We start from the raw sequence: 14,924 nt of genomic DNA, 5'->3' as shown, positions 1-14,924 counted from the left end.
TCCCGCATCCGCGCCCGCCACGGGGTCAGGCCGCCTTGCGCTCGCTCTTCCGCGCCCGGCGGATGATGTCCGCGTAGTGCCGCCCACTGCCCTTGACCGTGCGGACCTGGGTCGCGTAGTCGACGTGGACCAGGCCGAAGCGCTTGTCGTAGCCGTACGCCCACTCGAAGTTGTCCAGGAGCGACCAGGCGAAGTAGCCCGCCAGCGGAGCACCCCTGCGGGCGGCCGAGGCGCAGGCCGCGAGGTGGGCGGTCAGGTACTCCTGGCGCTCCGGGTCGTCGATCGTGCCGTCGGGGCGGACCACGTCGGGGAAGGACGAGCCGTTCTCGGTGACGTAGAGCCTGCGCGGGCCGTACTCCTCGGTCAGGCGCAGCAGCAGGTCCTCGATGCCGCCGGCGTCGATCTCCCAGTCCATGCCGGTGCGCGGGACACCGACCCGGCGGACGGTGCGGACGTGGGGGGCGGGACCCGTGGGATCGGCGGCGACGGTCTGGGGGAAGTAGTAGTTCAGGCCCAGCCAGTCCAGCGGTGCGCCGATGAGGTCCATGTCGCCGGGTTGCTCGGGGAGTTCGACGCCGTAGACCTCGCGCATGTCCTCCGGGAAGCCGCGGCCGTGGATCGGGTCCAGCCACCAGCGGTTGGTGTGGCCGTCCATGCGGCGGGCGGCGGCCAGGTCCTCGTCGCGGTCGGTGGCGGCGTGGATGGTGGAGAGGTTGTTGACGATGCCCACCTGGGCGCCCGGGGCCGCCTCGCGGATGGCGCGCATGGCCATGCCGTGACCGAGGAGCAGGTGGTAGGAGGCGCGCACGGCCGCCGTCAGGTCGGTCCAGCCGGGGGCCATCTTGCCCTCCAGGTGCCCGATCCAGGCGGAGCACAGCGGCTCGTTGAGGGTGGCCCAGTGCTGGACGCGGTCGCCGAGGCGTTCGGCGACGACGGAGGCGTACGACGCGAAGTGCTCGGCGGTCGCGCGCTCGGGCCAGCCGCCCCGGTCCTGGAGCGTCTGCGGCAGGTCCCAGTGATAGAGGGTGACGGAGGGTGTGATGCCGGCCGCCAGCAGGTCGTCGATCAGCCGGTCGTAGAAGGCCAGGCCCTTCGCGTTGACCGGGCCGTCGCCGCCCGGCACGACGCGCGGCCACGCGATCGAGAGGCGGTAGGCGTTGGTGCCCAGCCGCCGCATCAGCTCGATGTCCTCGTGCGTGCGGTGGTAGTGGTCGCAGGCGACGTCGCCGTGGTCGTTGTTGTCGATCTTCCCGGGGGTGTGCGAGAAGGTGTCCCAGATCGACGGCGAACGCCCGTCCTCCGCCACGGCTCCCTCGATCTGGTACGCCGATGTGGCCGTGCCCCACAGGAAGCCGTGCGGGAGTGCGGCGAAGTCGATGGTCACGTGGGTCCTCTCGGGTTCGGGAAGGTTGGTCGCGGTCACTTGACGGCACCCGCCGTCAGCCCCGCGACGAGATAGCGCTGGAGAAGCAGGAAGCCCGCCACCACGGGGACGCTGACCACCAGGGAGGCGGCCATGATCTGGTTCCAGTACACGTCGTTCTGCGTGGAGTAGCCCTGGAGACCGACCGCGAGGGTGCGGGTGGCGTCGTTGGTCATCACGGAGGCGAACAGGACCTCGCCCCAGGCGGTCATGAAGGCGTAGACGGCGACCGCGACGATGCCGGGGATCGCGGCCGGCACGACGACCTTGAACAGCGCGCGCAGCGGCCCGCAGCCGTCCACCAGGGCCGCCTCGTCCAGGTCGCGCGGCACCGAGTCGAAGTAGCCGATCAGCATCCAGATGGAGAAGGGCAGGGAGAAGGTCAGGTACGTGAGGATCAGGCCGCCACGGGAGCCGAACAGGGCGATGCCGGTGGCGTTGCCGATGTTCACGTAGATCAGGAACAGGGGCAGCAGGAACAGGATGCCCGGGAACATCTGCGTGGACAGGACGGTCACCGAGAAGACGCGCTTGCCGCGGAACTCGTAGCGGCTGACCGCGTAGGCGGCGAAGACCGCGATCACCACGGAGCAGACGGTCGCCGCGCCCGCCACGATCAGCGAGTTGACGAAGTACTTCGCCAGCGGGACCGTCGACCAGATGTCGATGTACGGGCGGATCGTCAGCTCGCTGGGCAGCCAGCGGAACTTGCTCGACACGTCCTGGAGCGGCTTCAGCGAGCTGGACACCATGACGTACACCGGCAGCAGGACGAACCCGGTGAGCAGGGTGAGGAAGACGCGGCGGGTCCAGAGGAAGGAGCGCGGCGCCGCCATCGGGGACCTAGACATCGGCCGTCTTCCTCTCGCGGGAGGCCCGGGCGGCCCGGGGGGTCCTGGCGGACCGGGAGGTCAGGAACAGGTACACGCCCGTCACCAGCAGCAGGAAGAGCAGCAGCAGCACCGACATCGCGGAGCCGGCGCCGAAGTTCCAGGTGACGAACGACGACTGGTAGATGTGGATGGAGATCAGGTCGGCCGCCTCCGGCGCGGCCTTGCCGAACAGGACGAACGGCGTGTTGAAGTCGTTGAAGGTCCACAGGAACAGCACGAGGACCAGCACCTGGTTGACCGGACGCAGCGACGGCAGGGTGATGCGGCGGATCTGCTGCCAGACGCCGGCGCCGTCCAGGGCGGCGGCCTCGTACAGCTCCTTGGGGATGTTCTGGAGGCCGGCCATGACGATGAGGAAGGCGAAGGGCCAGCCCTTCCAGACCGACACCACGAGCAGCGCGACGAAGCTGTTGTCGCCGATCAGCCAGAAGGAGGGCTTGTCGGTGAGGCCGAGCTGGTCGTGCAGGACGTGGTTCACCAGTCCGTTGTCGTGCTGGAACATGAACGCCCAGGTGATGACGGCCGCGTAGACCGGCAGCGCGTACGGCACCAGGAAGATCGCCCGGAGCAGGCCGCGGCCGCGGAAGGCGTCCTGCATGCAGATCGCCGCGGCGGTGCCGATCAGCCAGCACAGCCCGACGGACAGCACGGTGAAGGCGCAGGTGACGAGGAAGGAGTGGAGCAGGGCCTCGCCGACGGGCGCGTCGAAGTCGACCGACAGGCTGTAGTTGTCGAGGCCGGTCCACGGGGCGACGGTCCAGTCGCGGATGTAGAACTGGGTGAGCTCCTTGAAGCTCATCACGATGCCGATGACCATCGGCACCAGATGGACGAGGAGTTCGAGGAGCAGGGCCGGCAGGAGCAGCAGGTAGGGCAGGCCGATGCGGCGGATCCGCCCGGGACGGCGGCGGGGTCCGCGCGCCGTCCCGGGGGAGCTCTTGCCGACCGTCCGCTCGCCGGGCTGCGCCGAGGCGGTCGTGGTGGTCATGGCGAGATCCGTGTCGTCGTGTCGGAGTCGGTGCGGGTCCGTGGGGGTCGGGGCGCGCTCACTTCGTCGGCATCTGCTGCTGGGCCTTGGCGAGCTTCTCCTCGACCGACTCGGCGGTCACCTCACGGCCGGCCGCGGCGTCCGCGAACAGCTCCTTCACGGCCGTGCCGACGGCGGTCTCGAACTGCGACTCGTCGGGCACCTGGGGCAGCGCGGCGGCGCTGGTGGCGAGGGTCTCCCGCAGCACGGCGGTGGCCGGGGTGTTGAACGCCGGGTCGGTCTGTGCGGCCTTGACCGGCGGGATGGAGCCGTACGCCTCGTTGAGGATCTTCTGCTCGGCGTCGCTGGTCATGAACTTCACGAACTTGGTGGCGCCGTCGACGTTGTCGGTGTTCTTGAAGACGGCCATGTTGATGCCGGCGACCATGGAGTTGGTGGCCTTGCCGGTGCCGGGGGTGCCGGACGCGACGGGGGCGGGCGCGACGCCCCACTCGTCCTCCTCCATGCCCATGGTCTTGAAGGTGGCGGAGGCGGTCTGCCACAGCACCATCGCCGTCTTGCCCTTGGCGAAGTCGCTGAGGGACTGGTTCTGCGCGTACTCGGCGTTGCCGGGGGCGATGACCTTGTCCCCGGCCATCAGGTCGACGTACTGCTTGACGGCCGCCACGGCGCCGTCGGAGGTGAAGTCGGGCTTGCCGTCGGCGGTGAAGAAGTCGGCGCCGTGCTGCTTGCCGAGGACGAAGACCTGGTGGATGTTGTTCGACAGGTTGGAGCCCTCGGCGCCGAGGGCCCACTTGCCGTCCTTCGAGATCTTCTTGCCGGTCTCGACCAGCTCGTCCCAGGTGGCCGGGGGCTTGGTGATGCCCGCGTCGGCGAACATCTTCTTGTTGTAGTAGAGCGCGTAGGCCATCGAGTACAGCGGGACGGCCGCCGGGTCCTGGCCCTCGACGCCGGTGGAGCCGAGCGCGGACTCCACGAACCGGTCCTTGCCGCCGATCTTGTCGAAGCTCTTCGCGTCCCAGGGCAGCAGCGCGCCGGTGGCCTGGAGGGAGGCGCTCCAGGTGTTGCCGATGTTGAGGATGTCCGGGCCCTGGCCCGAGGTGGTGGCGGTGAGGATCCGGTTGAGCAGGTCGGACCAGGGCACGACCTCCAGCTTCACCTTGATGCCGGTCTCCTTCTCGAACTTGTCCAGTTCGGGCTGGAGGACCTTCTTGTCGACCTCGACGCTGGCGCCCTGGTTGGAGGCCCAGTAGGTGAGTTCCTTCGGGGAGTCGTTGGATCCGCCGCCCGAGGAGGAGCCCCCTCCGCAGGCCGAGGCGGCGAGAGCGAGAGACATGGTGACGGCGCCTACGGCCGCGGCTCGGATACTGCGCATGGCTCCTGGGGTTCCTTCCGGGAGTCGGTCGAGAAGTCCGAGGACGGCCCCGGTGTACTTCCCGAAGCCCCTCATGGCTTAATTTAGGACGTGAGTTAAACCCCGAGAGAAAGACTCGTCAAGGTGTCGCGCGCGGTCGAAGGGCGGGCGGAGGCGCCCGAGGAAGGGGCCGGATGGCCAGGCACAGCGGGCGAACGGTCCGTGACCTGCGGCGCGAGAGCCGCACCGCAGTTCTGCAACGGTTGTATTTCGACGGGCCGATGAGCCGGCTCGCGCTGGGTTCGGCGGCCGGACTGAGTTCGGGTTCTGTCAGCAACGTCGTCGCCGAACTGATCGCCGACGGTCTGGTCGAGGAGGCGGGCAGCCTCGGCACGGACGGCGGCCGGCCGCGCACCCTCGTCCGGATCGCGGCGGAACGGGGCCGCCTGATCGGGGTCGACGTCGGCGAGACCCGGGTGCGCGTCGAGCTGTTCGACCTGTCGATGTCCGAACTGGCGCGGGCGGAACGGGCCTTGCCCGGTCACGGGTCGCGCACGTACGACGTGCGGGTGGTCGCCGGGCACATCCTGGACGGCGTCGCGGAGGTCCTCGGCGCCGCCCCGGTCCAGGGTGAGCTGCTGGGCGTCGGCGTCGGGGTCCCCGGCATCGTGGAGCACACCGCCGACGGCGCCCTGGTGCACGGGCAGACCATCGGGTGGGACGCGGTGCCGCTGGAGGCCCTGCTGCGGGACTCGGGGCGGCTGCCCGGGCAGGTGCCGCTGTTCATCGACAACGGCGCCAAGACGCTGGGGCAGGCCGAGATGTGGTTCGGCGGCGGACGCGGGGCGCACAACGCCGTGGTCGTGCTCTTCGGTTCCGGCGTCGGCGCCTGCGTCGTCACGGACGACGTGGAGCGCGGCCGCGCGGTGGAGTGGGGGCACCTGACGGTGCGGGTGCGGGGGCGCCGGTGCCGATGCGGGGCACGGGGGTGCCTGGAGGCGTACGCGGGCGCGGAGGCGCTGCTCGCGCGGTGGCGGGAGGCGGGTGGGCAGCCGCCGCCCGGCGCCGACGAGGAGGCCGCGCTGACCGCCCTGCTGTCCGCCGCCCGCCCCGGGGACGGGGGCGCGCCGGACCCCGTGGCGACCGGGGTCCTGGCCGAGACCGCCGAATACCTGGGCGCGGGCCTCTCCGACCTGATCAACCTCTTCCAGCCCGAGCGGGTCGTCGTGGGCGGCTGGGCCGGACTCCAACTGGGCGCGCCCTTCCTGGAGTCGGTACGGTCCCACGCGCTCGCCCACGCGCTCCGACACCCCGCCGGGCGGGTGGGCATCGCCCTCGGCCGCCTCGGCCCCGACGCGGTGACGGTCGGCGCCGCGACCCTGCCCCTGGCGGCCTTCTTCACGCGCGGCGGCCGACAGCCCCCGGTGACCGCCCCCGGGCCGGTACCGGCGTGGCGGGCGGCCCTCGGGGGGCGGTTGGCGGGGCAGCGGGGTGGAGGTGAGGGCTCGGGCCGGGTGGACCGCGCCCCCGCGTGAGGGCGCGGGGGCGTGAACGGGCACGCGGGACGGCGTGGTGACGCCTACGCCGAGTCCCGTACCACCAGTTCCGGATCGAAGATCACCGACGTCGGCGCGGTGCGCTCGCCCCTGATGTGTTCGTCGAGGAGGCGGGCCATCGTGGCCGCCATCTCCTCCACCGGCTGGCGGACGGTGGTCAGCCGGGGCCGGCAGGTGACGGCCACGCTGGAGTCGTCGAAGCCGATGACCGCGACGTCCCGCGGCACCCGGCGGCCGTGGTCGCGCAGCACCTGGACGGCGCCCTGCGCCATCAGGTCGTTGGCGGTGAACAGGCCGTCCAGGTCCGGGTGTTCGTCCAGCAGCGAGACCGCCGCCGCCATGCCGCTGTCGACGGTGAAGCCGCCCTCGGCCACCGGGACGTACGGGTGCCCGTGCCGGGCGAGAGTGTCGCGGAAGCCGGCCAGCCGCTCCTGGCTCGCCGCGACGGCCAGCGGCCCCGTGACGGTGGCTATCCTCCGGCAGCCCCGCTCCAGCAGGTGCTCGGCGGCCAGCCGCCCCCCGTCGCGGTGGGCGAGGTCGACGTAGCTGAGCGGCACCGGGCGCCCCGGCCGGGCGAACAGCACCGCCGGCAGCCCGGCCCCGGCGAGCAGGGCGGGCAGCGGATCGTCGGGGTGGGTGGACACGACCAGGGCGCCGTCCGCGCCGCCCTGCCTGAGGTACGCCACCACCTCCTGCCGCGCCTCGGGCGTCTCGGCGAACATCAGCACCGGGTGCATCGAGCGCGGCCGCAGGTGCCCGACCACCCCGCCGACGACACGGCCGAAGAACGGGTCGGCGAACACCCGGGTCGCGAACGCGTTCTGCTCGGTGTCCGAGGCGTCGCCGGCGCCGGAGACGACCAGGGCCACGGTCGTGGTGCGCCGGGTGACCAGCTGCCTGGCGGCCTGGTTGGGGGCGTATCCGGTCCGTTCGATGGCCCGGCGGACCAGGTCCTGGATGGCGGGGTCCACGTTGCGAACGCCGTTGACCACCCGTGAGACGGTGGCCCGGGAGACACCGGCCTCCCGGGCCACGTCCTCCAGGGTCGGGGCCTGTCTGCTCATGCCCGCACCCTAACCGGCGAGGTCGGGCGCGTGGTAGAGCGCTCTCCCCCACTCTCATCCGGCTCCCGGACCCCTCACCTCCAGGTCCGCGACCAGCGGCACCTCGCCCGCCGACCGGCCCGCCAGCACGCGCCAGCGGCCCTCCTCCGTACGCCAGGCACGCTCCTCCACGCACCAGTGGCGCAGCGCCCTCGCCGGGACGCGCACCGTGGCCGTCACCGTCTCCCCCGGCCGTGCGCGGACGGCCGCGTACCCGGCGAACCAGCGCACGGGGCGCTCGACCGCCGACCCGGGCCGGGCGAGGTACACCTGGACGACCTCCCGGCCGGCCCGCGCGCCGGTGTTGCGCACCCGCACCCGCACGGTCAGGTCGCCTCCCGCCCGGGCCTTGCGCGGGACGGTCAGCTCCTCGTAGGCCCAGGCCGTGTAGCCCAGTCCGTGCCCGAACCAGTAGGCGGGCGTGCGCCCGTGGCTCAGCCAGCCGCGGTGGCCGATGTGCAGGCCCTCGTCGTAGTGGAGGCGGCCGTCGGCCGGTCGGGTGCGGGTGACCGGGGCGTCGGCGAGGACGGCCGGCCAGGTGGTGGGCAGCCGTCCGCCCGGCTCCGTGTGCCCGAAGAGCACGTCGGCCAGTCCGCCGCCGCCCTCCTGGCCGGGGAACCAGGCGAGCAGTACCGCGCCCACCGCGTCGCGCCAGGGGAGTTCCACCGGGCCGCCGCTGTTGACGACCGCCACGGTGCGCGGATGGGCGGCCGCGACGGCGCGGACCAGTGCGTCCTGGGTGGAGCCGAGTGTGAGGGCCGTACGGTCGTAGCCCTCGCACTCGCCGTGCTCGGTGGTGCCCACGACCACGATCGCCGCGTCCGCCGCTGCGGCCGCGCGGGCCGCGTCGGCGAGTGACGCGGCGACGTCCGGGGCGGGCGGCGCGGCGCTGACGACGGTCGCCCTGCCGGTGCCGGGGGCCAGCTCGCGGCGGGCCACGAGCAGGGCGTCCTGGCCGACGGCGAGGTCGGCCTCGGCGTACTGGGCGGGCGGGTTGACGTGGACCACCGCCGGATCGTCGGTCGGCGGCGGGAAGTCGCCGGCCAGCAGGGGCCGTCCGTCCAGGGCGAGGCTCATCCGGCCGAAGCCGGCCACGCCCAGCGTCCAGCGGCCAGCGGTACGGGGGCGCAGCCGGGCGCTGATCTCGACGGTGTGCGCGCCCGGCACCAGCCGGGGCTCCAGCAGGCGCCCCCCGCGCCGTCGTTCGGCGTACAGCTCGCGGCCGTCGGCGTCCAGCATCCGCAGCAGCACGCCGGGCAGCCCGGAGCGCGGGTCGGTGCACGCGTCGTGGTCCAGCGGGGGCGCGGGTCCGTCAGGACGGGGGCCCGGGACGTGGACGACGCGGGCATGGCCGCGCAGCGCGTCCCGGATGCCGTCGAGGACGGACACCTCCTCCCGCGGAAAGACACCGGCGCTGCCGCCACCCTGCGTACGGGTCCGCGCGGCGTGCGCGCCGATCACGGCGACCGTGCGCAGCCCTCCGGGGTCCAGGGGCAGGACGCCCCGGTTGGCGAGCAGCACGCTCCCGGCGGCGACGGCCCGGCGGGCCAGGGCCCTGCCCTCCGGGGCGGCGGCCGGGCGGGGCGCGGGCGGGTGCGTGTCACCGGCCCGCGGTCCGCAACCTCCACGCGCCTCTCGCGGTCCCCCGCCTCCGGGCGCCTCGCCCTCCCCCAACGCCCCCACCCACGCCGCGAGCCGCAGCAGGCGCCGTACCTTGTCGTCCACCGCGGCCTCGGGCACGACACCGTCGGCCACCGCGCGGGCCAGCGCCTCGCCCCAGGGGCTGTCGGGGCCGGGCATGGCGAGGTCCAGCCCGCCACGGGCGGTGTCCACCGTGGTGCGCACCGCGCCCCAGTCGGAGACGACGACGCCGTCGAAGCCCCACTCGCCCTTCAGCGGGTCGGTGAGCAGATCGCTCGCGGTCATCGTGGTGCCGTCGACCGCGTTGTACCCCGCCATGACGAGCCGGACCCCGGCGGCCACCGCCGCCTCGAACGGCGCGAGGTAGACCTCCCGCAGCGCCCGCTCGCCCACCCGTACGTCGACGGTGAGACGGTCGGTCTCGGAGTCGTTGGCCACGTAGTGCTTGGCGGTGGCGGCCACCCCGTGGGCCTGGACACCGCGCACGAGTGCGGCCCCGATGCGGCCGGTCAGCTCCGGGTCCTCCGAGAAGCACTCGAAGTGCCGGCCGCCCAGGGGGCTGCGGTGCAGGTTGAGGGTCGGGGCGAGCAGGACGTCCACGCCCTTGCGCCGGGCCTCTGCGGCGAGGAGGCCGCAGAGGCTCTCGACCAAGGGCTCGTCCCAGGTGGCGGCGAGCGCCGAGGCCGAGGGCAGCAGGACTGAGGTGTCGCGTTCGTCCCATGCCTCGCCCCGTACGCCCGCCGGACCGTCGGACATCACCAACTCCCGCAGGCCGAAGGCCGGTTCCGCTCTGGTGCGCCAGGTCGTGGCGCCGTCGAGCAGCAGCGCGCGGGCGCGCGGTGTCAGCTTGCCGAGCAGCCGGTCGATCTCTTCGTCGCTCGTCCCCACCGGGTCTCCCCTCCCCTGTCGTGCGCGGTCGTCCGGCGTCAGCTGTAGACGCCGAACTCGTAGAGCGAGTAGCCGTAGCCGGTGCCCCGCGCGGTGCCGTTGACGCGCACGTAGCGGCCGGTACCGGTCACGTCGAGGGTGTCGACGCCGCCGTTGCCGTCGGTCACCGTGCGCACGGTCTGCCAGTTCTGTCCGTCGTCGGAGGTCTGGACGGTGTAGGCCCTGGCGTAGGACGCCTCCCAGTGGAGCTGGACGTGCCGGAACGTGGTGCGGGTGCCGAGGTCCACCCGGAGCCACTGCGGGTCGCTCCAGTCGCCGGCCCAGCGGGTGTTGGCGTTGCCGTCGACGGCGTTGGCGGCGGGGCAGGGGCAGTCGCCGTAGCTCGGCTGGAAGGAGGAGGCGGTGGCCGGCTTCCCGAGGGCGACGTTGGTGCCGTCCACGGCTGGCGGCACGACCCGCGCCGAGAGGGTCTCCACTCCGACGTTGCCCTTGCCGTCGGTGGCCTTGACGTACAGCTTCCAGACGCCGGGCCGGTCGGGGGCGGTGACCTTCAGGCGCCCGCCGCCGAGGTCGGTCGCGGGGAGCGTGGTGAGCTGCTTGCCCTGGTCGATGTAGTTGCTGCTGGCCAGCACCTCGTACCCGATCGGGTCGCCGTCGGGGTCGGTGGCGCGGGTGGTGAGGACGAGGTCCTTGCCCGCCTGCACCTTGCCCGCGTCGCCCTCGACGTCGAAGGCGGAGACGACGGGCGGCGTGTTGTCGCCGGAGGTGTCGCCGCCGTAGGCCCGCTTGACCGCGTAGTACGACAGCCGCTTCTGACCGGCGGGCAGCAGGTTGAACCAGATGCCGCCGAAGTCGTACTCGGTGCCGTAGTGGAACAGGGTCGCGCCCAGGGCGACGCCCCGGTGCCCGGTGACGCAGTTCCAGGCAACGGTGTATCCCCGGGCCTTGGCCTGGTCGGTGGGTTCCTTCGGTACGCCGTTGGCGTCGTCCGGCACCTCCCACTCCCCGGCCGGTCCGCCCTCGGTGACGATGTAGGGCTTGGTGTAGCCGCCCTGATCCCATGCGGCGCGGACACCGCAGACCGCGTCGTAGGAGTTGACGGCGTACAGATCCAGGTCGGGGGCGTTCTTCTTGTAGTACGGCCAGGCGCCGACCCAGGCGTCGGTTGAGGTGACCGGGTGGTTCGGGTCGACGGCGTGGATCTTCTTGGTCACGTCGTTGACGAAGGTGGTGTAGGCGTCGCGCTGTCGCTCCAGTTCGTCGCCGCTGTAGCAGTTCTGGAGTCCGAGCACCGACTCGTTGCCGACGTTCCACATCAGGACGCCCGGGTGGTCCTTGTACTCCTGGGCCCAGCGGGGGAACTCGGCCAGCATCTGGTCCTTGTAGGCGGTGTCGGTCAGGTAGTTCACGCAGCCGCCGCTGCCCGGTCCGCCGCCGGGCTGGAGCCAGAAGCCGGCGATGACCTTGACGCCGTGCGCGGCGGCGGAGTCGAGGAGGGGCTTGCTGCTCGCGTCGGTGCCCCAGGTGCGGATGGTGTTGACGCCCATGGACGTGAGGTCGGGCATGTACCGGTCGGCGTCGGCGGGTGAGGGGCCCCAGGTGAGGCCCTTGACCTGGTAGGGGCTGCCGTCCACGGTCAGCTGCCAGTTGCCCTCGCCTCCGGTGACCTTCACCACGCTGCCGGCGGCGTGCGCCTGCTGGGCGGGCACGGCGGTGAGGGCGCAGGCGGTGAGCAGGGCGGCGGTCAGCGGCACGGTGAGTCTGCGGGCCGGGACGGGGCCCGGGGTGGGGGTGCGGGGTCGGCTCATGGTGGTGTGTCTCCGGTCTGCGGGTGGGGCGGCCCGGCCGCCCGCGGGGCAGTGGCCTTCCGTGCGGACGGCCGGGCCGGCCCAGGGGGGGCCGGGGTCAGGGGAGTTCGTAGTTCTCGTCGAGCGCCGCACCCGCCTCCGGGTGGGTCTCGTCGTAGCCGCGCGCGTTGCACTGGAGGCCGCCGACGACGCAGTGGTCGACGAGGGCCTTGAGGGTGGGCTCGTCCCAGGCGTTGAAGAAGTCGTAGTGGAACGAGTAGCTCGCGCCACTGGCGAGCCGGACCCGGGACAGGTCGCCGTTGACCGGGAAGGCCATCTTGAACTCGATCATCGGCAGGGCGACCGGGTGAGTGGCCGGGCAGATGTTGTTGTTGGTCCCGGGGTTGACCACCGGATACGCCATGTGACTCTTGTGGTCGGGCGTGTCCAGGTTCCTGCCGTCCCAGCAACTGGGCGCCTGGAAGCGGATGTTGACCTGGGCGTCCTGGCGGTCCGGGCAGTCGGACGGGAAGTCGACGTTGAAGAAGCTGTCGCCGCACTCCCAGCCCTCGACGAAGCCCCGGTGGTTGCGGAATTCCTGGGCGCTCTGCATCGGGCTGCCGACGACGTAGCGCAGCCCCTTCGGGAAGGGCCGGACGCTGGTGTAGTCGGTGACGCCGGCCTTGTAGTAGATGACCTGCGGGCCGATCGGCAGCACCGGCCGGTCCCCGTCGTACATGGTCGGCATCCAGTACCCCGACCGGTCGCCGGGCGCGAGACAGGTCGTGGAACCCGCGTCCAGCGAGGCCGTCGTACTGTTCGCGTCGGTCGTGGTGTTGCCCATGAACGTGTGGTCGTGCGACTTGCCAGGCTGCTGCGGATAGACGATCGGGTCGTCCGGCGCCGTGTGGCTGACCGCGCAGTTGGCCTGGAACTCGTGGAAGTAGCGGTGCGGCGGCTCCTTCGTGGACGGGGTGACGCCGGTGACCGGCGGGTTGGCGGGGATGTAGCCGTCGCCGTCCGGGTCCTCGGGCGAGAAGGCGGTCGAGGCGGCCATGGTGTGCCCGGAGTGCGCGGACTGTGCGGGCGGGGTCGCGGCACCGGCGTTCACCGCGAGGGTGCCGACGCCGATCGACGTCAGCAGCAGCGCGCTTGCGACGAGGGTGCCGGACAGGACTTTCGATCTCCGTGGCATGGAGACCTCCTGGGAGTGTCGGGGAAAATCTCGGAGAGCGCTCTCCCACGGCGGAGTGTCGAGGGGCGCGGCGGGAGGTGTCAAGGGATTCGACAGGAAGGCCAGGTGCGGGCCAACGGAGCTTCTGTCCCTACTTGTTGAACACAGCGCACGAGAAACGGTCACAACTCTTGACGCGCCGTGCGGGCGGATGAAACATGCACACCCAGAGAGCGCTCCCCCACCCCCACTTCGTTCATTTTCCGAACAAGGAGAGCCGCCCCCATGCCCTCTTCCCCCACGCCCTCCCCCACGCCCGAGCCGTCCGGAGTACGACGGCGCAGCGTCCTGGCTGCGGCCGCCGCGGCCCCGGTGATCGCCGGGCTGGCCGGTGCCGGGCCCGCGGCCGCCGCCCCCGGCACGGGAAGTGCCACCCCCGGCGACAGCCCCCGCGCACTGCCCGGCGGCGGCGACCTCGGGCCGAACGTCATCGTCTTCGACCCGTCCACGGCCGGCATCCAGGGCAGACTGGACGAGATCTTCCGGCAGCAGGAGTCGGCGCAGTTCGGCACCGGCCGCTACGCCCTGCTGTTCAAGCCGGGCACGTACAACGGGCTCAACGCCCAGATCGGCTTCTACACCTCCATCGCCGGGCTCGGCCTCTCCCCCGACGACACCACCATCAACGGCGACGTGACGGTCGACGCCGGCTGGTTCAACGGCAACGCCACGCAGAACTTCTGGCGTTCGGCGGAGAACCTCGCCCTGGTCCCGGTCAACGGCACCAACCGCTGGGCGGTGTCGCAGGCGGCGCCCTTCCGGCGCATGCACGTACGCGGCGGGCTCAACCTCGCCCCCGACGGCTACGGCTGGGCGAGCGGCGGCTACATCGCCGACAGCCGGATAGACGGCAGCGTCGGACCGTACTCCCAGCAGCAGTGGTACACCCGGGACAGCTCGGTCGGAGGATGGCTCAACGCCGTGTGGAACATGGTGTTCTCCGGCGTGGAGGGCGCGCCCGCGCAGAGCTTCCCCGACCCGCCGTACACCACGCTGGAGACGACACCCGTATCCCGGGAGAAGCCGTTCCTGTACCTCGACGGCGACGCGTACCGCGTCTTCCTGCCGGAGAAGCGCACGGGCGCCCGAGGCGTGTCCTGGGGCAACGGCACCCCGCGCGGCACCTCGCTCCCGCTGACGCAGTTCTACGTCGCCAAGCCCGGCGTCTCGGCGGCCACGCTGAACCAGGCGCTGGAGGAGGGACTGCACCTGCTGCTGACGCCGGGGATCTACCACCTGGACGGCACCGTCGAGGTGAAGCGCGCGGGCACGGTCGTGCTGGGCCTCGGCTATGCCACGCTCATCCCCGGCAACGGCGTCACCGCGATGAGGGTCGCCGACGTGGACGGCGTACGGCTCGCCGGGTTCCTCGTCGACGCGGGGCCGGTCAACTCCTCGACGCTGCTGGAGGTCGGGCCGGCCGGCGCGTCCGCGGACCACTCCGCCAACCCGACCACCGTGCAGGACGTGTTCATCCGGATCGGCGGCGCGGGCCCCGGCAAGGCCACCACCAGCATGGTGATCAACAGCCGGCACACGATCGTCGACCACACCTGGGTGTGGCGCGCCGACCACGGCGAGGGCGTCGGCTGGGAGACCAACCGCGCCGACTACGGCGTGGTCGTCAACGGCGACGACGTCCTGGCCACCGGCCTGTTCGTCGAACACTTCAACAAGTACGACGTGCAGTGGAACGGCCAGCGGGGCCGCACGATCTTCTTCCAGAACGAGAAGGCGTACGACGCCCCCGACCAGGCCGCCGTCCAGAACGGTTCGGTCAAGGGGTACGCCGCCTACAAGGTCGGCGACCAGGTCACCGAGCACGAGGGCTGGGGCCTGGGCAGCTACTGCTACTACAACGTGAACCCGTCCATCGTGCAGCACCACGGCTTCGCCGCGCCGAACCGGTCCGGGGTGCGCTTCCACGGGCTGCTCGTGGTGTCGCTGGGCGGCAACGGGCAGTACGAGTGCGTCATCAACGACACGGGTTCGCCCACGTCGGGGACGTCGACCGTGCCGTCGACGGTGGTGCAGTACCCCTGAGCGCGCCGTGCCGG

Annotated in this window: 10 protein-coding genes; 2 read left to right on the top strand and 8 right to left on the bottom strand. The window is 72.2% G+C overall.

The genetic code is table 11. From position 1 onward, the window contains the following. Positions 1-25: 25 nt before the first annotated feature. The 4 genes from OIE75_RS34920 to OIE75_RS34905 are packed head-to-tail and all read right to left on the bottom strand — an operon-like array spanning position 26 to position 4,679. Positions 26-1,384: a GH1 family beta-glucosidase gene (locus OIE75_RS34920; RefSeq protein ID WP_329474122.1), complete on the bottom strand. Its 1,359-nt coding sequence runs from the start codon at positions 1,382-1,384 to the stop codon at positions 26-28. Between the two features lie 35 nt (positions 1,385-1,419). Beyond that, a complete protein-coding gene (locus OIE75_RS34915) occupies positions 1,420-2,274 on the bottom strand; it encodes a carbohydrate ABC transporter permease (RefSeq protein ID WP_163016135.1) in 855 nt (284 codons plus the stop codon). Further along, entirely contained in the window at positions 2,267-3,304 is a 1,038-nt protein-coding gene (locus OIE75_RS34910; RefSeq protein ID WP_122619035.1) for a carbohydrate ABC transporter permease, read from the bottom strand. Before OIE75_RS34910 ends, OIE75_RS34915 begins: the two co-directional genes overlap by 8 nt. A 58-nt stretch (positions 3,305-3,362) precedes the next feature. Continuing rightward, positions 3,363-4,679 carry an ABC transporter substrate-binding protein gene (locus OIE75_RS34905; protein ID WP_329473322.1) on the bottom strand — a complete coding sequence of 439 codons (1,317 nt, stop codon included), beginning with the start codon at positions 4,677-4,679 and terminating at the stop codon, positions 3,363-3,365. Between the two features lie 173 nt (positions 4,680-4,852). On the opposite strand from OIE75_RS34905, the gene OIE75_RS34900 reads away from it, so the two are divergent. Further along, entirely contained in the window at positions 4,853-6,193 is a 1,341-nt protein-coding gene (locus OIE75_RS34900; RefSeq protein ID WP_329473321.1) for an ROK family transcriptional regulator, read from the top strand. A gap of 44 nt (positions 6,194-6,237) precedes the next feature. Here the strand turns inward: OIE75_RS34900 and OIE75_RS34895 are convergent, their stop codons facing one another. From OIE75_RS34895 to OIE75_RS34880, 4 genes are all read right to left on the bottom strand, one after another. Next, positions 6,238-7,278 (bottom strand): LacI family DNA-binding transcriptional regulator, encoded by a 1,041-nt coding sequence (locus tag OIE75_RS34895; RefSeq protein ID WP_329473320.1) that lies wholly within the window; start codon positions 7,276-7,278, stop codon positions 6,238-6,240. A 54-nt stretch (positions 7,279-7,332) separates the two neighbouring features. Next, a complete protein-coding gene (locus OIE75_RS34890; protein ID WP_329473319.1) occupies positions 7,333-9,846 on the bottom strand; it encodes a glycoside hydrolase family 3 C-terminal domain-containing protein in 2,514 nt (837 codons plus the stop codon). Positions 9,847-9,884: 38 nt separating this feature from the next. Continuing rightward, positions 9,885-11,654 carry a discoidin domain-containing protein gene (locus OIE75_RS34885; protein WP_329473318.1) on the bottom strand — a complete coding sequence of 590 codons (1,770 nt, stop codon included), beginning with the start codon at positions 11,652-11,654 and terminating at the stop codon, positions 9,885-9,887. A 97-nt stretch (positions 11,655-11,751) separates the two neighbouring features. Beyond that, the gene (locus OIE75_RS34880; protein ID WP_329473317.1) at positions 11,752-12,828 is read right to left on the bottom strand and encodes a DUF1996 domain-containing protein; all 1,077 of its coding nucleotides are present in this window, start codon (positions 12,826-12,828) and stop codon (positions 11,752-11,754) included. A gap of 264 nt (positions 12,829-13,092) precedes the next feature. Here OIE75_RS34880 and OIE75_RS34875 point away from each other — a divergent pair, with 264 nt between their 5' ends. Next, positions 13,093-14,910 (top strand): coagulation factor 5/8 type domain-containing protein, encoded by a 1,818-nt coding sequence (locus tag OIE75_RS34875; RefSeq protein WP_329473316.1) that lies wholly within the window; start codon positions 13,093-13,095, stop codon positions 14,908-14,910. The last annotated feature ends 14 nt before the right edge of the window (positions 14,911-14,924 follow it).

The organism is Streptomyces sp. NBC_01723 (assembly GCF_036246005.1).
Taxonomy (GTDB): Bacteria; Actinomycetota; Actinomycetes; order Streptomycetales; family Streptomycetaceae; genus Streptomyces.
The sequence above is the reverse complement of the archived record's forward strand: the minus strand, read 5'-3'. Positions and strand labels throughout refer to the sequence as shown.